The sequence below is a fragment of the Flavobacterium psychrophilum genome (assembly GCA_001708385.1).
Lineage (GTDB): Bacteria > Bacteroidota > Bacteroidia > Flavobacteriales > Flavobacteriaceae > Flavobacterium > Flavobacterium psychrophilum_A.
In genome coordinates, this window is record CP012388.1 from 3,823,100 (window position 1) to 3,842,786 (window position 19,687).

The 19,687-nt window shown below is 41.9% G+C and carries 13 protein-coding genes; 7 read left to right on the forward strand and 6 right to left on the reverse strand.

What is annotated here, in order from left to right:
• Positions 1-4: 4 nt before the first annotated feature.
• The 3 genes from ALW18_16995 to ALW18_17005 form a co-directional block, all read right to left on the reverse strand.
• Entirely contained in the window at positions 5-442 is a 438-nt protein-coding gene (locus tag ALW18_16995) for a hypothetical protein (GenBank protein AOE54053.1), read from the reverse strand.
• Positions 443-533: 91 nt separating this feature from the next.
• The gene (locus ALW18_17000) at positions 534-728 is read right to left on the reverse strand and encodes a hypothetical protein (GenBank protein AOE54054.1); all 195 of its coding nucleotides are present in this window, start codon (positions 726-728) and stop codon (positions 534-536) included.
• A gap of 620 nt (positions 729-1,348) precedes the next feature.
• Positions 1,349-3,955: a Clp protease ClpB gene (locus ALW18_17005; GenBank protein ID AOE54055.1), complete on the reverse strand. Its 2,607-nt coding sequence runs from the start codon at positions 3,953-3,955 to the stop codon at positions 1,349-1,351.
• A 127-nt stretch (positions 3,956-4,082) separates the two neighbouring features.
• Here ALW18_17005 and ALW18_17010 point away from each other — a divergent pair, with 127 nt between their 5' ends.
• A complete protein-coding gene (locus ALW18_17010) occupies positions 4,083-4,475 on the forward strand; it encodes a general stress protein (GenBank protein AOE54056.1) in 393 nt (130 codons plus the stop codon).
• Here ALW18_17010 and ALW18_17015 read toward each other — a convergent pair.
• Complete coding sequence (locus ALW18_17015) at positions 4,465-5,703, reverse strand: hypothetical protein (protein AOE54057.1); 1,239 nt, start codon at positions 5,701-5,703, stop codon at positions 4,465-4,467. The two genes, ALW18_17010 and ALW18_17015, sit on opposite strands and share 11 nt — an antisense overlap.
• A gap of 233 nt (positions 5,704-5,936) precedes the next feature.
• On the opposite strand from ALW18_17015, the gene ALW18_17020 reads away from it, so the two are divergent.
• The gene (locus ALW18_17020; GenBank protein AOE54058.1) at positions 5,937-6,317 is read left to right on the forward strand and encodes a hypothetical protein; all 381 of its coding nucleotides are present in this window, start codon (positions 5,937-5,939) and stop codon (positions 6,315-6,317) included.
• A 91-nt stretch (positions 6,318-6,408) separates the two neighbouring features.
• Here the strand turns inward: ALW18_17020 and ALW18_17025 are convergent, their stop codons facing one another.
• On the reverse strand, positions 6,409-7,695 hold the full coding sequence (locus tag ALW18_17025; GenBank protein AOE54059.1) for a fumarylacetoacetase: 1,287 nt from the start codon (positions 7,693-7,695) through the stop codon (positions 6,409-6,411).
• 108 nt (positions 7,696-7,803) lie between these two features.
• Here ALW18_17025 and glyA point away from each other — a divergent pair, with 108 nt between their 5' ends.
• Together glyA and ALW18_17035 are read left to right on the forward strand one after the other, a co-directional pair.
• Positions 7,804-9,078 carry a serine hydroxymethyltransferase gene (gene glyA / locus ALW18_17030; protein ID AOE54060.1) on the forward strand — a complete coding sequence of 425 codons (1,275 nt, stop codon included), beginning with the start codon at positions 7,804-7,806 and terminating at the stop codon, positions 9,076-9,078.
• Positions 9,079-9,199: 121 nt separating this feature from the next.
• Positions 9,200-9,643 (forward strand): hypothetical protein, encoded by a 444-nt coding sequence (locus tag ALW18_17035; protein ID AOE54061.1) that lies wholly within the window; start codon positions 9,200-9,202, stop codon positions 9,641-9,643.
• Between the two features lie 156 nt (positions 9,644-9,799).
• Here the strand turns inward: ALW18_17035 and ALW18_17040 are convergent, their stop codons facing one another.
• Positions 9,800-10,372, reverse strand: a complete 573-nt coding sequence (locus ALW18_17040; GenBank protein AOE54062.1) for a hypothetical protein — start codon at positions 10,370-10,372, stop codon at positions 9,800-9,802.
• A 436-nt stretch (positions 10,373-10,808) separates the two neighbouring features.
• On the opposite strand from ALW18_17040, the gene ALW18_17045 reads away from it, so the two are divergent.
• The 3 genes from ALW18_17045 to ALW18_17055 all read left to right on the forward strand — a co-directional run bounded on the left by ALW18_17045 (position 10,809) and on the right by ALW18_17055 (position 19,587).
• Positions 10,809-15,482 carry a hypothetical protein gene (locus tag ALW18_17045; protein AOE54063.1) on the forward strand — a complete coding sequence of 1,558 codons (4,674 nt, stop codon included), beginning with the start codon at positions 10,809-10,811 and terminating at the stop codon, positions 15,480-15,482.
• A gap of 61 nt (positions 15,483-15,543) precedes the next feature.
• Positions 15,544-17,613, forward strand: a complete 2,070-nt coding sequence (locus tag ALW18_17050; GenBank protein AOE54064.1) for a hypothetical protein — start codon at positions 15,544-15,546, stop codon at positions 17,611-17,613.
• 549 nt (positions 17,614-18,162) lie between these two features.
• Positions 18,163-19,587, forward strand: a complete 1,425-nt coding sequence (locus ALW18_17055; protein AOE54065.1) for an epimerase — start codon at positions 18,163-18,165, stop codon at positions 19,585-19,587.
• The last annotated feature ends 100 nt before the right edge of the window (positions 19,588-19,687 follow it).

Sequence of the window (19,687 nt, forward strand, 5' to 3'; positions counted from 1 at the left end):
ATATTTAAAGTGCTATTTGTCTTTTTTCGGCAAGTGCTTTAATTTTTTGCGATGCCGTTTCGCCAAAGTTAACACTTTCACCATAATATTTATCACCTTCGGTTAGTATGGCAAAATCTCCAATTTCTATGCCCAGCCAGGTATGTCCGTCGTCATCAATAGATATGTTGTAAGTGTAGCCAATATTGTTATTGCTAATGTCTCCCCATGCAGGAATATTTAACGCATAATGCAGTCTTTTATTGATGTCAAAGTGGATAACACTTAACCTCGAAGTCCCCGGCCATTCTATAACTGTTGCCGGGTGTATTTCGTAATCGCCAAAATCTTCAGGAAGTGCATCCCATTGACGAATGTATTCCGGTTTTGTAAGTACCTCCCACACACGGGTTACCGGAGCATCAATTCTAATATTGTTTTTTACGATAAGTGACTTGCTCATAGCTTGTAATTTTTTTGATTGTTATCTCTAAATTACAAAATCGGTAAGCGTGCAAACAGGCCTTTAACGATACTTTATAACGGTGTTAATCTCACGATTCGTCTTTTGTAGTTCTTATCAGTCCTATTCCCGAAATAAAGAATATAAGGCCCAGTATACCATAAATTGCGGTTACTTTAATATTTTGTTCTCCTGTAGATGTGTTAGCAAATACATAAGCGGCATAAATTAGGCTGATAATACCTAAAATAGTTAAGATCGCTCCAAAAATTCTCTTTAGATTCATAATAGCAGGTTTTTAAATTCACTACAAATTTGGATTTTAATTGAAGATAATGTATCATGTTTAGTTAAATATTAACATGATACACTGAGATATGAATTTTTATTATGAGGTATCAATGTTTTTAGGACTTTGAAGAGTTTGAGTAGTAATAAGCTTACAAATTATATCTTAACCAAAAGTTATATAGTCATAAAGTTCTGGAAAGTAATATTTTAAATGTTGAAATTGCGGCATGATTTAACACCAAAGTCTATTTTAATACCTCACAACACATGAAGCCAATATACTATTTCATTTTGCTGATAGTCCTTTTCTTTGCTGGCTATCTTATCATAAACGATTTTAATTTTGATAACGTAAGTTTTAGCAACTACCTTATCAATACATTGTTTTTCCTGTTGTTATCGTGTCTTATTATAGCCGGTCTTGCTTATTTTATTGCAGTAAGACGCAAGCATCTAAACAAAGATGTAATGACAATACGACAATATTATGACTATAAAAGTGTCCGTTAAACACGCGGTAGCACTTTAAGAAACCCAGGCCTGTAAGCCTGGGTTTTTGTTTTAAGGCAAAAAACCACGCTCGAAGCGTGGTTTTTTTAATTTACAATTGCTGTATTATTTGCTTACAAGGTCGCTTTGGTTTCTAAATACCAGTTGACCGTCGAAGCTGTCCAATAGTATAATACTGTCGGTAGTTACTTTGCCCGAAAGTATCTGTTTAGACAGTTCATTCATTACTTCTTTCTGAATAACACGTTTTACAGGTCGTGCACCAAAATCCGGATCATATCCTTTTTTAGAAAGATACTCCATAGCTTCAGGTGTAGCATCCAGGGTAATGTTTTGCTGAGCAAGTAATTTGGTAACAGATTTTATCTGTAAACCAACGATCTCTTTAATGTTATCGGAACTCAGCGGTGTAAACATTACGATATCATCGATACGGTTAATGAATTCCGGTCTTACCGTTTGTTTCAATAATCCGAGTACTTCCGTTTTGGCAGCTTCAATAGCGGCCTCTACATTGCCCTTCAGGTTTTCGAATTTCTCCTGTATTATACTGCTACCCATGTTAGAGGTCATGATGATGATTGTATTCTTAAAGTCGGCTACTCGACCTTTATTGTCGGTAAGTCGGCCTTCATCCAACACCTGTAATAATATATTGAAAGTGTCAGGATGGGCTTTCTCAATCTCATCAAGCAATACAACAGAGTATGGTTTTCTTCTAACGGCTTCGGTAAGCTGTCCACCTTCATCATAACCAACGTATCCAGGAGGCGCACCCACCAGTCTGCTCACGCTGTGGCGTTCTTGGTACTCACTCATGTCTATACGTGTCATGGCATTCTCATCGTCAAACAAGTACGAAGCAAGTGCTTTTGCAAGCTCTGTTTTACCTACTCCGGTAGTACCCAGAAATAAGAATGAACCAATAGGTTTCTTCTGATCCTGTAATCCGGCGCGGCTTCTCCTTACAGCATCACTAACAGCTTCTATGGCTTCTTCCTGACCTACAACACGTTTGTGAAGTTCGTCTTCAAGCTGAAGCAGTTTTTCGCGTTCCCCCTGAAGCATTTTTGTTACAGGAATACCTGTCCACTTGGCAACAACTTCGGCAATATCTTCACGGGTCACCTCTTCTTTAATAAGTGTTTCGCCTTTTTGGGTTTCCTGAAGCTGCTGTTCCATTTGGGTTAGCTTTTCTTCAGAATCTTTGATCTTACCGTAACGAAGTTCGGCTACCTTTCCGTAGTTGCCTTCGCGTTCGGCGCGTTCGGCTTCCAGCTTAAAGTTTTCAATTTCAGTCTTCGCTGCCTGAATATTATCTACAATATCTTTCTCACTTTTCCAGCGGGCGTAAATCTCGTTGCGCTCTTCTTTCAGGTTGGCAAGGTCAAGCCCGAGCGATTTTAACTTACTTTCGTCGTTTTCACGTTTAATGGCTTCGATCTCAATTTCAAGCTGCATGATCTTTCTGTCCAGTACATCAAGTTCTTCAGGTTTAGAGTTAATTTCCATACGCAGTTTAGAAGCTGCCTCGTCCATTAAGTCGATTGCTTTATCCGGAAGGAAACGGTTGGTTATATAACGCTGCGATAATTCAACAGCGGCAATAATAGCCTCATCTTTAATTCGAACCTGGTGGTGGGTTTCATATTTCTCTTTAATACCACGAAGAATAGAGATAGCGCTTTCGGTATCCGGCTCATCTACCAGTACCTTCTGGAAACGACGCTCAAGTGCTTTATCTTTTTCAAAGTATTTCTGGTACTCGTCCAGGGTAGTTGCACCTATCGCGCGAAGTTCTCCACGGGCAAGGGCGGGCTTAAGTATGTTGGCAGCATCCATAGCGCCATCACCGCCTCCGGCACCTACAAGGGTGTGTATCTCGTCAATAAATAATACGATATCCCCCTCAGCGGAAGTTACCTCTTTTACAACCGATTTTAATCTTTCCTCAAACTCCCCTTTATATTTGGCGCCTGCAATAAGAGCACCCATATCTAAAGAGTAAACAACTTTATCTTTCAGGTTTTCAGGAACGTCGCCCTGAATAATACGGTGTGCAAGGCCTTCGGCAATTGCCGTTTTACCAACCCCGGGTTCACCTACAAGCATAGGGTTGTTTTTGGTACGCCTTGAAAGTATCTGTAGCACGCGGCGAATTTCCTCATCACGTCCAATTACAGGGTCAAGCTTACCCTCGTTTGCCAGCTGGTTAAGGTTTTTGGCATATTTGTTAAGCGAGTTATAGGTTTCTTCGGCACTTGCCGATGTTACCCTGTCGCCTTTACGCAATTCGTCAATTGCTGCTTTCAGAGCTTTTTCTGTAACACCCTGATCTTTTAATATCTGGGCTACCTTGCTTTTTGAAGCAAATATGGCAAGCAGTAAATGTTCGATAGAAACAAATTCATCGTTCATTTTACGTGCAATGTTAGAGGCTTCGGTAAGTGATGTCGATGCATCACGCGAGATGCTCATTTCACCACCGGTTACTTTTGGAAAGCTTTGTAATGTGCTGTCCAGTATTTGCTGAAATAGCGGAAGGTTAACGTTTAGTTTTTTTAGAAGAAACGGAGTAACATTTTCGTCTACTTCTAATATGGCTTTAACTATATGTTCGTTTTCAATTTGCTGGTGACCATAACTTTGGGCAATTTGCTGTGCCCTTTGTATGGCTTCCTGCGATTTTATAGTAAAATTGGCAAAGTTCATATCTTAATTTTTTTAAATTTGATAAGAGTATTTCAATTTGTATTCCAATACGTAAAATCTGACTAATTGTCTGTTTTTAGTTAGATTTGTAGAAAATTAACAGACAAAATGTCTTAAAAGTGTCAATATGAGTATATTCGGTAAATTATTTGGCGATTCAGATAGTAAAGATAGTTCATCTTCCAGTATCGACTGGAATGAATTAACAGATTTAAAACAATTAGATGAGGTGGTAGCGGAGTCGGCAGATGTTCCAGTGATTATCTTTAAACACAGCACGCGCTGCAGTATCAGCCGTATGGCACTTAAAAATTTTGAAAGGGAATACGGTATCGATGCCGATAAGGCAAAGCCCTACTTTCTGGATCTTTTGGAGCACAGGAATATTTCTAACGAAATAGCGTCACGATTTGGTGTACAACACCAGTCGCCACAATTAATACTTATTAAAAATGGCGCAGCGGTTTACAATACCTCTCATAGTGATATTGATGCTGAAGCGTTAAAGACTAAGGTTTAGTTCTTTTTGTTTTCGTTCCGGTCTCTTTAATTAAAAGGCCCGTTATTATAGCTATAGCAATGCAGACAATCCAGAAAAGCCCCGCCGAGCGGAAATGCATTTCGTTGTCTGCATTGGTGTATAAAGAACTTCCGTACATGTGTGCGAATAAGGGTCCCAATAAGGAAGTTACACCAAAAGTAAAAAAGTTAATTATTCCGGTTGCCGTACCTTTTACATGGTCGGGATTGGACTCCTTTATAATAGAATACGGAATCATTGCTGCTCCCGAGGCTATTCCTAAAAGCAATGTGCTTGCATAAGGCGAAACCAATTGCGGTAGATACAATAACTGAAGCAGGCTTACTATCATTACCAATGCGCCGCCAATAATTACAGGCTTTCTGTACCCTAATCTGTCTGCAGCCCATCCTAATAATGGACATCCGATAGCCCATCCCAGCGGAACGAGCGCACACGCTAATGTTGCAGTGCTAAAAGTTAAGCCGCGGTCTTCCTGAAAGAATGCCACACCCCAGGTCATAGCAAATATTGTTGTAGGGGCAAACAGTAAACCCGAAATTAATCCTGACATATAACTCTGCGGATTAGAGAATACGATTTTATAAGGACTAAGCAGTTTTTGTTTTGGTGCGGCTTCGCCAACTACTTTATTTTCTAACGGGATAAAATACAATATAAGCAGGCTTATAAGTAATGACGTTACGCCTAATGCTATCCAAAAGGCGGTAAGGCTCATTACGTTGTTTATAATAGGTGCAGCTAAAAACTGTCCTGCCGATCCTCCGAGCATCCCTAAACATTGCGTTACGCCAATAGCCGTTGCCAGTTTATTGGGTGCAAATGCCCTTGCTGCGATGTACACACAGGCGGGAAAAGCCATTGCCGACCCCATGCCTTGCAGCAACCTGCCAATGTATGCGGGAAAAAAATTTGATATAACAAACAGGAAACATCCTAGTGCTAAAATAACTGTCCCGGTAAATAAGGGGTATTTTGCGCCAAGCCTGTCAAAAGCCAGTCCCGCTGCCAGGCTTGTTACAGAATAGGTGATATAATAGGCGCCTATTATCGTGCCGACATCGTTAACAGATACCGAAAATAAATTGGTAAGTTCCGGTATCATTATGCTTGGCGTAGAGCGTACTGCATATTCCAGGAAGTAAAAAAACAGACCCAGCATCCATGCTGTTATGAATGGATTCCATTGCCTTTTAGATGAATTCATGTGCGTAGTAATAGTATAGTGACTATAAATTTACAAACTAAATTTTTACAATATTGCTTCTAAAGTAAACAATAAGAGTTTTGTTGGTAATATGGTAATAAAATGGTTTTAAAAATACTGTATTAATATAAATACTCTAAATAAAACAGTGCTGTTCTTGCTCGTTTAACGAATGCTTTCAACTAAATCTTTATATTTGAAACTTATATTTAAATAGAACCAGAGTTTTAAAAATGAGTATAAAAAGCAAATTCGGTACAGTAGAAGATTTGATATCTACAGTCCAGTGGACAGACACAACAGATGTCTCACAATTGGACGCACTAGAAGCAGAATCACAATCCATTCCGGTTGTAGTTTTTAAATACAGTACACGCTGCAACCTTAGCACATTTACGCTTAAAAAGTTTGAAAAGAAATTTGACTTTGAGGCAGGAGAGGTAAAGCCTTATTTTTTAGACCTGAGGGCTTTCAGGGATATTTCAGATGAAATGGCAATGCGGTATGGTATTGCTCATGAATCACCACAAATTATTTTAATTAAGCAGGGTAGGGCTGTGTATTATGCCAACCATGAACATATTAAATTCGAAAATCTAAAGGAGAGGGTTTAGGTATGATTACTACAACTCGCTAATTTGCATTTGCAATCGCTAACCAGACATAAAAAAAACGCTCCGTTGTAGCGGAGCGTTTTAGAGTATATTATTTCTTAGTAAAGGGTGGCAGCAGTTTGCTGCATACCTCACCAAATCCAATTCTAACATCATTATTCTGGCAGAAACCTCTCATGATAACCGTGTCGTTATCATTGATAAATTTACGTTCGCTTCCGTCATTCATTTTTACAGGGTTTTTGCCGCCCCAGCTTAACTCAAGCATCGATCCGAAACTATCTGGCGTGGGGCCCGATATTGTTCCGCTGCCCATAAGGTCACCGCTGTTTACACGGCATCCGTTAACAGTGTGGTGTGCCAGCTGCTGTGCCATGCTCCAGTACATATATTTAAAGTTGGAGTTAGAAACTACAGTTTCAACTTCTCCTTCCGGTTCAATAGCTACCTGAAGTTTAATATCAAACGCGTGTGCGCCTTCCTGCCTAAGGTACTCTAAAGGCTGAGGTTCGTTTTGCGAAGGACCCTCTGTACGGAAAGGCTCAAGCGCATCAAGCGTAACAATCCACGGAGATACAGACGATGCAAAGTTTTTAGCAAGGAATGGCCCTAGTGGCACATACTCCCATTTTTGGATATCGCGTGCGCTCCAGTCGTTAAATAATACCATACCAAAAATGTGCTCTTCTGCCTCTTCAACAGAGATAGATTCACCCATTACGTTAGCATCAGTAGTAATAAATGCCATTTCAAGCTCAAAGTCAACCAGTTTAGACGGGCCGAATACAGGCTGGGTCTCGCCGTTAGGCAGAGTTTGTCCCATTGGGCGGTGAACAGGAATTCCTGACGGCACAATTGTAGACGATCTTCCGTGGTAACCCACAGGCAGGTGCAGCCAGTTAGGCAGCAATGCATTTTCCGGGTCACGGAACATTACACCAACATTGGTAGCGTGCTCACGGCTTGAATAGAAATCGGTATAATCTCCAATAAGTACAGGAAGCTGCATTTCTACATCTTCTATATTAAAGATAACTACAGCTTTGTGATCTTCGTTGTCTTTAAGTGTAGTGTTTTTAACATCAAATAGTTCTGCGATGCGGTTACGTACTAAACGCCATGTTTTTTTACCATCAGATATAAAGTCATTCAGTGTGTCCTGCATGAACATATCGTCGGTTAGCTCTATACCTTCAAAGTAGTTTAATTGCTGAAGTGCACCGAGGTCAATAGCATAATCGCCAATTCGTGTACCAATGGTAACCACGTCGTCTTTAGTTATAAAAACGCCAAATGGTATGTTTTGTATAGGGAAATCACTGTCTTTCGGTACGTTAAGCCAAGATTTTCTTGAAGGATCATTTGCTGTAAGAGGCATATTTCGTTTTTGTTATTTTGTTTTATTGAATCATCAAATATAGTTTGGTCATTCGTTTTACCAAACGTTTTTCGTACTTTTGACGGCAAATTAACGAAAAATTATAAAATGCAACGCGACGAACAAATTTTCGACCTTATTCTTGAGGAACAGGACAGGCAAATTCACGGTTTGGAACTTATTGCATCAGAAAACTTTGTAAGCGACCAGGTTATGGAAGCTGCAGGTTCTGTGCTTACTAACAAATATGCTGAGGGGTATCCGGGCAGAAGATATTACGGAGGCTGCGAAGTAGTAGACGTAATTGAGCAGATTGCCATAGACAGGGCTAAAGCGCTTTTTGGTGCTGAATATGCTAACGTACAGCCACACTCAGGCTCTCAGGCTAACGTTTCTGTTTTCCATGCTTTCCTTAAGCCGGGCGACAAAATTTTAGGTTTTGACCTTTCTCACGGTGGTCACCTTACACATGGTTCTCCTGTAAACTTTTCAGGAAGGCTTTATGTACCGGTATTTTACGGTGTAGAAAAAGAAACAGGTCGTTTAGATTATGATAAGATCCAGGAGATAGCTACTAAAGAGCAGCCAAAATTAATCATTGCAGGTGCTTCGGCATACTCTCGTGATATGGATTTTGAGCGTTTCAGAAAAATTGCTGACAGCGTTGGTGCTTTCCTTTTTGCTGATATCTCTCACCCTGCAGGCTTAATCGCTAAAGGGCTTATGAATGACCCAATTCCTCATTGTCACGTTGTTACTACAACTACACACAAAACCCTTCGTGGGCCAAGAGGTGGTCTTATACTTATGGGTAAAGATTTTGAAAACCCATTCGGACTTAAAACTCCAAAAGGCGAAACAAGAATGATGTCTTCTCTTCTTGACGGTGCTGTATTCCCGGGTAACCAGGGTGGGCCTTTAGAGCACATCATTGCTGCTAAAGCTGTTGCTTTTGGCGAGGCTTTATCTGATGAGTTCTTTACTTACGCTATGCAGATACGTAAAAATGCACAGGCTATGGCTGCTGCATTCGTTAAACGTGGTTATGATATCATATCTGGTGGTACAGATAATCACATGATGCTTATCGACCTTAGAAATAAAAATATTTCAGGTAAAGAAGCTGAGAATGCACTTGTAAAAGCTGAGATCACTGTAAATAAAAACATGGTTCCGTTTGATGATAAGTCACCGTTTGTAACATCTGGTATCCGTGTGGGTACTGCTGCCATTACTACACGTGGACTTGTTGAAGCTGACATGGAAACTATCGTTGACTTTATTGACCGTGTTATTACTAACCATACTAATGATGAGGTTATTGAACAGGTTGCTGAAGAAGTAAACAACATGATGAGCGAAAGACCGATATTCGTATTCTAATATCTGCTTCTCTTATATCAAAATCCCATTCGTTCAGGCGAATGGGATTTTTTGTTTTGTTAAAATGCTTTTAACAGAAAACAGCTTTTCATAAATTTAAGAAACTTCAAACCAAACAATTATGAAAAGTATATACACAGCAGCTTTATTATTTATAGGAATGATTTGTAACGCCCAAACCTTTGGAGCTACAGCTCTTGATGTAAAAGGTACGTATGATGCTTCAAAATCGGTAATAGGTCAATGGCTAAGGCAGGGGAAATCAGGTAATGTCACTATGATTTTTCCGCAAACGCCTAATGGTGTAAACGAAGCTACAACATTAGTGCAGGGGATGCTTACCGAAAATGGCTTGTCTTTTGAAAGCCCTGATATCTACAAAAATATAGATGGTAAGGATATTTCAAACAATAATAACAACCGAAATCCTGATACACTAAACGCGTCGATACAAAAAGGGAATTCAAGGGTTAACCTTCTATGGAACGCCCCCGATGGATCTATGTTGCAATTACTTTTAGGTAAAAATGCTTATGAGGTTACGGTAATGCAGGCTTATAAGTAAAATTGTGGTAATAAGAACAAGAGTTGAACTATATAAAATAAAAAAGACCCGTGAGTGGAAGCCCCTGGGTCTTTAAACTACTAACCGTTGTAACATGGTTAATAGTGAGCTGCAAATGTACGTCGCATATTTTTTATAGCCTAATAAATGGTGGTTTTATTTTACAATTAAATCATATTTATCTAACAAACCCTTAAGTCCTTCTGTTGAAAAGATGGCTCTTTTAAGCTTATTTCGTTCAGGGTCAATAGAAAAGTTATAGCTTGTGGTGAAATCTGCTTTGTTTGCAATTGCATCAATAAATACCGCCTTGTGCAGGTTACAGTTGTCAAAAGTAACACCTGTCAAATCAGTTTTCATAAAGTCAACGGCAATCATACTACAATTACTAAAAATTGTTGCACTAATTTTTAGCGTATAGAACTTTGCATAATCAAGCATGCAATCTTTAAATTCTATTTCAAACAACAGCGGATCTACCATTGAAAAGTTTACACCATTAAAATCGCAATCGGTAAAAACAGCTCCCCTAAAGGCTACATAGTTAATCTTAGCTTCATAAAAATTGCATGAAATAAATATGCAGTCTATGAAGGCAACTCCTGTAAAATTACAGGCAGAGAAATCGCAATTTGTAAAGGTGCATCGCTCGAAATCTTTATACATGATATCCTGCTCACTATAGGTGATATCTGTAAAATCCTGAATAATAATATAATTTGATACCATTTTGTAGCTTCATTAAGGTAGGACAAGATAGCCAAATTGGTGAGTATATTAACTAACTAATATGTTTTAGGAAAAATATAGATTTAGTGCTTTTCAAGTATAATAGTTGTTGATTATTAATTTTTTTTCTTGCTAAATGCTTTTAGTGAGGTTAAATCGGTCATTCTGCATACATACATTGATGTTTATAAGGCTACAAATGAGTTTATTGTGGTGCTATTTAATAATTAACTAAAAAAATCTTATAATTTTTAGTAGGGTATTGTGATAAAAACCTGTTATATCTACAACTTTGATTGAAACCATTAGTGTTGAAGTGTTTTTTGATATTTTTCTATATTGTTAAAGTTTTCTAAACATTTTTTTAATAAAATGTTTTAGATTTGAGTTTTAAATAAAATTATTCGCCTAATATTTATACAATTACCCAATTTTTATGAAAGAAAGTAAATTTTCTGGACGTAAAGCCAAACTGCTCTTTGTTTTTATTTTCGTGCATTGCTTCTTTTTGAGTGGCTTTGCCCAGAATAATAATTGTGCAAATGCAATAACAATTAACCCCAGCCCAACTACACAATGTGGAACGATGGGGCTGGCGTCGTTTGCAGGAGCAACAGCTTCTCCCGAGTCAGATATTTGTACTACTGTTGCAAGGCCGGACGTTTGGTTCCAGTTCACGGCAACGGCTACTGCACATGATATATCATTGTTAAACTTTCCGCCGACCTTAAATCAGGCTGTTGTGATAGGTTTATATGAAGGGAATGTATGTAGTTCTTTAATAAGGAGATTTTGTAGTTCTAATAATTATCTAACTGCAACAGGATTGGTTGTTGGTACTGTATATAAAATTAGGCTTTCACTTGACGCGGCGGCTACAGATCCGTCACTTACATTTTCAGTTTGTATCACAACACCTACACCGCCAGTTTCAGGAGATCCTCTTGAATGTTTAATAAAAACTATTAACCCTGGTTTTGAGCAACCCGTTGTTAGCGGTATGGATTTTGTTAATGATTATACGATGCAGGGCTGGAGGACCACAGCTACAGATCATAAAATTGAAGTTTGGACTAACGGCTATGTAGATGCCGGAGGAACTAATTTGGGCGTTCCTGCATATGAAGGGAATCAGTTTGTCGAGCTTAACGCTAACCAGACCTCGGGTCTATATCAGGATTATGCAACACCGCAGCAAACCGCTTTTACATATAGTTTTGCCCACAGGGGAAGACGTGGAGTAGATACTATGCAATTATTTGCGGGTCCCCCCGGAGGCAACTATTTGCCCGTTGGACCTCAGATCGCTACAGGTAATACAGCTTGGGCAGTCTATACAGGTACATATACTGTTCCTGCTGGTCAGCCGGTAACAAGGTTTATCTTTCAAGCTGTAAATGGTTCAACAGGAGATAATTCTATAGGTAACTTTCTCGATGCAATTTCATTTGTAGCTAATAATGGTATTATAACATCATCGCCTCATTATTTAAATTGTGGTGCTACATCTACACCAATTTCTGCAACAGGTGCCGGGGGCATATGGTCTGCACATACCGACAACCCCGGCCCTGTAACAATTGCAGATGTAAATTCTGAAAACACTACCGTTTCTGATTTTGTGGAAACGGGAACATATCGCTTTGAGTGGTCAAATTCGTATTGTTCGAGTACCCTTGAAGTGATATATTATGGTAGTTCGCCACCACCACCGGTAATTCAGGATATAACATATTGTGTTGGGCAAACCCCGGCACCACTTTCAGATCAGGTTCAGATATTGCCTGGTTTTAATATAGTTTGGGGAACTTTAGATGGATCAATGCCTACTCCTTCAACAAGCTCGACAGGAACAACAATATACTATGTTACCCAAAGTTCTCCATCAGGCTGTGAAAGCTTTTTTGTAGAGCTAAATGTTATAGTAAGAGCGCCGGATTCTCAGGTGGCCGATTTTACAATTCCTCCATCTGTTTGTAGCACATCAGCAGATGTTCTTCCAACCCTTGCAACTGATTTCGCTACAGGTGGACAATTTACAGGTTCTAATGGCCTGGTGATTGACCCTGCTACTGGTGAGATAAATGTTACAGCGAGTGGACCGGGCACCTATGCCGTGACATATACTGTAGACGCAGATTTAGAAGGCTGTCTTTCTGCAGCTACTAATACAGAAAATATAACAATTACAAATTTTGCAGAATCAATAGATGTTACTTTTCAGCAACCTACCTGCAATACTTCTACCGGAACCATTACTATAAACTCTCCAACCGGAGCAGGTTTTACGTATAGTATTAATGGTGTTGACTTTCAGCCAGGTACTACGTTTGCTGGGTTAGCTTCAGATACATATACCATAACTGTTAACAATCCTTCAGGATGTATTTCAGCATTTCCAGGTTATGTTATAAATCCGCAACCGTCTACTCCTGCAGTTGCTACTGTTACTTCAGTACAGCCAACATGTCCTGCACCTACAGGTTCTATTACTGTGACTGCTCCCGTAGGAACAGGCTTAACATATAGTATAAACGGAGTAGACTTTGAAACAACAACTACATTTGATAATCTTACTCCGGGAACATATAATGTAACGGTTGTAAATGCTGACGGATGTAGTTCTGTGTTAACTGGCGTTGTAATAAGCCCGGTACCGGGAGCTCCTGCTGTACCGGTTCTAACAATTGTTCAGCCATCTTGTACAAGTACTACAGGTACTATTACAGTAAATTCACCAACAGGAAATACTCTTACGTATAGTATTAACGGAGTAGATTTTCAGTCAACAACTACTTTTGCAAATGTAGTTGCGGGTACGTATAATGTAACAGTCAGAACTACCACTGGATGTGAGTCTGTTTTAAACAATGTAGTAGTAAACACACCGCCATCACCTGTACCTCCAATTCCTCAACCAGCTCCATTAGAAGTTTGTGATGACAATAATGATGGGTATGGAGTATTTAACTTATTACCAAGATTACAGGAAATTGAGGCTGCTATGGCAGACGTAACTGCAACAGCCTACGAGACGCTAAGTGACGCTAATCAAAAAGTAAATGCTATAGGCATGCCTGGAGATTATTCTAATATCAATCCTAATACGCAAACTATATTTATTGGTGTACAGTCTAACACTACAGGTTGTTCTAATACTACGACACTTCAGCTGATTGTGAACGGACGTCCAGTTATCCCTGTTGTTTCCGGACTAACTTTATGCGAGACCAGCCCTATACCTGATGGCATAGAAGAATTTGACTTAACCTTAAACGATGATGCCGCCCGTGGTGGTGATGCGAGCCTTACGGTTCAGTATTACTTAACGCAGGTTGATGCACAAAATAACCTAACGCCTATTACAGGCCCGGAAGCATATAATAACATTAATCCCAACCAGCAGACTATTTGGGTCGCAGTATCCAACGGTTTTGGCTGCCGCAGTGTATCATCATTTACCATTATCGTAAACCCGTTACCGGTATTAAGCACCGACCCTGCAGACTTCATTGCCACCGAGTGTGAAGAACTGCCTGGCGAGGCTGATTTTGACCTTGACCAGATTGCAACAGCGGTAACGGCAGGCTCCGCGAGCTATGTAGTGTATTTCTACCAGACCCAGGCCCAGGCACTGGCTGGGGGTGCTGATTTTGAACCGGGCCCAACCTACCTTTCGGGCGATGCCGATATCTGGGCCAGGGTAATTAACCCTACCACGAACTGCGTAAGGGTAGCCCGTGTGGAACTAAACGTAATCCCTGCCCCTATTGCCACCACCCCTGCACCTATTGCAGAATGTGATGACAACAACGACGGCTTTGCAAGGTTTAACCTTACACCAGCCATGCAGGCTATTGAGGCCGCTATCCCCGATGTAACGGTAAGCGCCTTTGAGACCCAGAGCGATGCTGACCTAAATGTAAATGTAATACCGTCACCCGAGGCCTATGACAATATCGTAGCAGGTACCCAGACCCTGTACCTAAGGGTACAGTCGGACCTTACGGACTGCTATGATACGGTAACCCTTGTGCTGATTGTAAACCCAAGGCCTGATGCCCACAGCCCGGCGCAGCCTTATGCGCTGTGTGATGACGGTACCAGCGATACTGATGGCATAGCCCATTTTAACCTGAACAGCCAGAGTGCTGAGATACTTGCAGGCTTAGACCCTGCGCAGTACACAGTAGACTATTACACCGACGCTGCAGCTACACCTGCCAGCCTTATCGGTACACCGGGCAACTACCCATCGGCAACAGCTACGGTGTATGCCAAAGTAACCAATACAGCCACAGGCTGTTTCTATATCGTAGCGGTACGCCTTGTGGTGAATGCCCTTCCGGTGCTTATTACCAATGAGTACAGCTACTCGCTGTGTGATACCACACTGCCGGCCAACAAAGAGACCTTTGACCTTACCACTACCATCGATAAATTCATCACCGATGAAAACCTAAACGGTGTAGCGGTAACCTTCCATACCACCCTTGCCGATGCGCAAGGGGGCACCAATGCCCTTACCGACGCCCAGGCACAGGCGTATGAGAACACTTCACAGGTACAGAGCCTTTATGTGCGCTTTACGGTAACCACTACAGGCTGCTTCAGGCTTGGCTACCTTGATATCAGGGTAGAGCCGCAGCCGGTACTTACCCTTCCCTCACAGGATGAGCTAACGGTATGTGATACCGATGGCAACGGTATCGGTGAGTTTAACCTTGAAGCCTTAAAAGAAACCCTTGCCAATGGTGATACAAGCCTTGTGATCACCTTCCACCTAACGGCGGAGGAAGCACTATCGGGGGCCAACCCGATCGGTAATACGACCGACTACAGGAATGACCACCCGGGCACACAAACCCTTTGGGTAAGGGCAGTGAGCAGTACTACAGGCTGCTTTAACACCACGCCATTCCCGGTTACCCTTATAGTAACCCCTGCACCGCAGGCACCAAAGCTACAGGATATCACCCTTTGTGATGATACCGACAACAATGGGCAGGACGGGGCGCTAAGGACAGACCTTACAGTATATGAAACACAGATAAAAGAAGCAGTAGCCCCTGTGGAAGTAACAATCACCTATTACCTTTCACAAGGCTGATGCTGATGCGGGTAGTAACGGTATTGCCAGCCCTGCAAGGCACATTGCCAGGGATGGGCAGGTGATCTGGGTAAGGGTAGAGAATACCGCAGGCTGCTATAGCCTTACGAGCTTTACCATCCATATCAACAAGCCACACCAGTTGGTAACCCCAACACCCCTTGCCGTATGTAACGAGGCACTGCCAAATGACGGTATTGCGGAGTTTAACCTTACACAAAAAGACGATGAGATACTGGGCCCTGATGGGGTAGGCATGGACTACGTTGTAGACTACTTTACCACCGACCCAAAAACAGACAGCACCGCCGTGGCAATCGCCACCCCGGATGCCTATGTAAATACAGACAGCAATGGAGCAGCCCAAAACCCAAGGACGATCTGGGTAAGGGTAACCACCACCCAGGGGTGTGTTAGCTATACCACCCTGACCATAAGGGTGCTTCCGCTACCTGTACCCAACTTTAACCCAGCCCCACTTGAGGTATGCGACCAGGATACTACAGTAGTAGGCAGTGAGCCCTTTGACCTTACCCTTGCACAGGATGATATCCGCAACAACGGTACTAACTACCTGTTCAGCTATTATACCACAGAAGAGGATGCCCAGGCAGGCACCAATGCGATACCTGACCCAACCAGCCACAACAGTGCCAGTGGCAGTGTATGGGTAAGGGTTGAGGCCAATACTAATAACCCATCTGATTTGAGGTGCTTCCAGATAGTGGAGCTTGAACTAATAGTGAACCCACTGCCACCGATAGCCGACCTTGCCGACTATGGTATCTGTAACGACACCCCTGCATCCCCGACAGCCTTTAACCTGAAGGAGTATGTAGAGACAGCCCTTGGCGGTAATACAGGTACCATTTACACTATAGGCTACTTTAGCGATGCAGCCCTTACCACACGTGCCACGCCAATAACAGGGTATGTCGTAACAGGCAGTGCAACGGTATACATAGAAGTAGTTAACAACGACACAGGTTGCAGGATCGTAAAAGAGCTTAAGCTTATCGTAGAGCAGCAGGCAGTAGCCAACCCTGTGGCAGACCCTGCGGCGGTATGTGATACCGATGCAGATAACGACGGCAGGGCCTCAGGATGGGATTTAACCCTACTTGCACCTGAAGTACTTGGCGCTCAGGACCCGGCTGTATTCCTTGTAAGCTATTACGATATTGACCCATCTACAGTCCCTGCGCCACAGCCTATACAAGACCCTGAAAACTATACCAACCAAACCCCGGAGAGCCAGGTGATCTGGATCGTAGTGACCAACAGCGATACCGTGCAGGATACCCCATGCAGTGCCACCACTACGGTAACCCTAAGGGTAGAGCGCAGGGCAGAGCCTGTTATCACAACAGCAGATGGCAGCGATACGGTATGTATCGAATTTGGAGAGAGCGAAGGCGAGTTGGAACTTAACAGCGGTGTAGTACCAAACGGCCACACCTACCTTTGGTACAAAGACGGGGTACTGCTAACCGATAGTGACGACTCAGGAAGCTATATCGCCAAAACAGGCGGCGTATACACTGTAGTAGTAACGGGCCCTGCGCCACTGGAATGTGTCTCTGATGAATCGGCAGGCTTTACAGTTATCGAATCAGGGCAGGCATCAGCCATAGGCCAGGGGTACTATGTAACCAACTACTTTAGCGATAACCAGACCATAACGGTAACAGTAGAAGGAAACGGGGAGTACACCTACCAGCTGGATAACGGCCCAAGGCAGGAATCTCCGGTATTCACTAATGTATCCCCGGGCTACCACAGTGTTACGGTATGGGATGAGAAAACAGATTTTCCATGCCAGGAGCTGGTCTTAAATGGGGTAAGCATTGTAGACTACCCGAACTTCTTTACCCCTAACGGTGATGGTTTCCATGACACGTGGAACATCATAGGCTTAAGCGGTACAGGATCGGTGATCTATATCTTTGACCGCTATGGCAAGCTTATCAAACAGATAAGCCCGGACCTTGAGAGCAGCGGATGGGACGGAACGCTAAACGGTACCCCGGTACCTGCAACGGACTACTGGTTCACGGTGACCTACCCTGAGTTTGACGGCACCACAACGGTAACCAAAGAATTTAAATCGCATTTCTCACTGAAGAGATAAACAAAGGGAAACCACAATAATCAAGAACCCCGGACAGCGAAAGCTGCCAGGGGTTTGTTTTGTAAGGCAAAAGTTAAAAAGGCAGATGGGAAAAGAAAAGTTTAAAGAAAGCGCTAACGTTTATGCCTAGCCCTGATAGAGGCGGCATCCTGCCCGGCAAAGCCAAAGGGCAGATACAGCCGATAGCAGGAAATAGCTTTAAATAAATACGCTGATAAAACGCATAATATTTTCACAATTATCTTTTTCGCAACATTAAACCAGTCATTTAAGTAATAACTTTATATAAAATGCTTGGCAGATATCCCTCGAAAAACTTGACGAAAGTATGAATAGTAGATGCTTTAAAGTTGTCAAGAATTGCCGACAATTACATTTAAAGGTTATTAAAAATTCGGGAATTACTAATTGATCCATCTACAATATATAGGTCGCTATTTAGGCGGTTAATATTTCACTATTCAGGGTTGGATTTGAAAAATGACTGACAATGTGTTGGCGTGAGCACTTGCAATGATTCCAAAATTAAACTGATAATGCAGTAACACTATGAAAATTTTACTTACAGGTGCTACAGGATATATAGCCCAAAGGCTACTCCCAGTTCTTTTAGAACAGGGCCACAATGTAGTGTGTTGCGTACGTGATAAATCGCGTTTTAATGTAAAAAAATATTGTAAAGAAAATATACCTGAAGTAATCGAGGTCGATTTTTTAGATAAAACCAGTCTTGAAGCATTTCCGATAGATATCGATGTTGCCTATTATTTAGTACATTCTATGAGTACTTCCGGCGATTTTGGAAGCAAGGAAGAGGCTTCGGCACGGAACTTCGTAGAAGCTGTAGGTAAAACTGCTGCAAGGCAGATAATTTACCTCAGCGGGATTGTTAATGATTCTAAACTCTCCAAGCATCTGGCATCACGTAAGCAAGTTGAGCAGATACTGAATTCAGGAAGCAAGCCTGTCACAACTCTAAGGGCTGGCATTATCGTAGGTTCAGGCAGTGCCTCTTTTGAAATCATACGCGACCTTGTTGAGAAACTTCCAGTTATGGTGGCACCTAAATGGGTCAAGACCAAATGCCAGCCCATTTCAATCAGGAATGTGATCGAATTTTTATCTGGGGTACTGAATCAAGCCTTCACTTTCGGAAAGCACTATGATATTTATGGGCCGGATATTTTAACCTATAAAGAAATGCTGTTGGAGTTTGCCGCTGAGCGGGGATTAAAACGCCATATAATCACGGTACCCGTAATGACGCCTAAGCTATCATCGTACTGGCTTTATTTTGTTACCTCAACATCCTATGCGTTGGCAAAAAATCTGGTTGACAGTATGAGCGTGGATGTTGTCGCTGAGCCAAATGATCTCAAGGAAAAGCTCGGGATTACCCCTATATCCTATAGGGAAGCGATAAAAATTGCCTTTGATAAAATTGAACAGAATCTTGTACTTTCAAGCTGGAAAGATGCCATGGGTGGGACCTATTCAAAGCAGATGGTTCAGAAGCAGTTAAAGGTTCCGCAGTTTGGAGTGTTCACAGATAAGAAAAAACGAGTGGCAATTGATCCTATCAAAGCACAGGAGCGAATTTTCGCTATTGGTGGCGCATCAGGCTGGTATTATGCTAATTGGCTTTGGGGGTTTCGTGGCTTTTTGGATAAGCTTTTTGGGGGCGTTGGCCTTAACCGCGGTCGAAGGGATGCCACTTTGGTAAGCAGAGGCGATACTCTTGATTTTTGGAGAGTCATTTATGCGAGTCCGGAAGAGAAGCGCCTGCTGCTCTATGCCGAAATGAGGCTCCCTGGTGAGGCTTGGCTTGAGTTTAGGATAAAGGGCGATACTGTTTACCAAACCGCCACTTTTAGGCCTTTGGGCATAGCAGGCAGATTGTACTGGTATGCTGTGTTGCCATTTCACTATTTTATTTTCAATGGGATGATCAATAAAATTGTTGCGAAGGAATAATTAACCCTATAAAACAATGGACATTTAGCCTAAGAAATAAGCGAGAAAGCAGTTGCCAGGATTTTGCTTTATAGTAAGAAATGCAGAGGCAGAAAAGATA

What these genes read in the sequence shown, in the direction of transcription:
- ALW18_16995 (AOE54053.1), bottom strand. Translation starts at nt 442, where the DNA reads ATGAGCAAGTCACTTATCGTAAAAAACAATATTAGAATTGATGCTCCG.
- ALW18_17000 (AOE54054.1), bottom strand. Translation starts at nt 728, where the DNA reads ATGAATCTAAAGAGAATTTTTGGAGCGATCTTAACTATTTTAGGTATT.
- ALW18_17005 (AOE54055.1), bottom strand. Translation starts at nt 3,955, where the DNA reads ATGAACTTTGCCAATTTTACTATAAAATCGCAGGAAGCCATACAAAGG.
- ALW18_17010 (AOE54056.1), top strand. Translation starts at nt 4,083, where the DNA reads ATGAGTATATTCGGTAAATTATTTGGCGATTCAGATAGTAAAGATAGT.
- ALW18_17015 (AOE54057.1), bottom strand. Translation starts at nt 5,703, where the DNA reads ATGAATTCATCTAAAAGGCAATGGAATCCATTCATAACAGCATGGATG.
- ALW18_17020 (AOE54058.1), top strand. Translation starts at nt 5,937, where the DNA reads ATGAGTATAAAAAGCAAATTCGGTACAGTAGAAGATTTGATATCTACA.
- ALW18_17025 (AOE54059.1), bottom strand. Translation starts at nt 7,695, where the DNA reads ATGCCTCTTACAGCAAATGATCCTTCAAGAAAATCTTGGCTTAACGTA.
- glyA (AOE54060.1), top strand. Translation starts at nt 7,804, where the DNA reads ATGCAACGCGACGAACAAATTTTCGACCTTATTCTTGAGGAACAGGAC.
- ALW18_17035 (AOE54061.1), top strand. Translation starts at nt 9,200, where the DNA reads ATGAAAAGTATATACACAGCAGCTTTATTATTTATAGGAATGATTTGT.
- ALW18_17040 (AOE54062.1), bottom strand. Translation starts at nt 10,372, where the DNA reads ATGGTATCAAATTATATTATTATTCAGGATTTTACAGATATCACCTAT.
- ALW18_17045 (AOE54063.1), top strand. Translation starts at nt 10,809, where the DNA reads ATGAAAGAAAGTAAATTTTCTGGACGTAAAGCCAAACTGCTCTTTGTT.
- ALW18_17055 (AOE54065.1), top strand. Translation starts at nt 18,163, where the DNA reads ATGAAAATTTTACTTACAGGTGCTACAGGATATATAGCCCAAAGGCTA.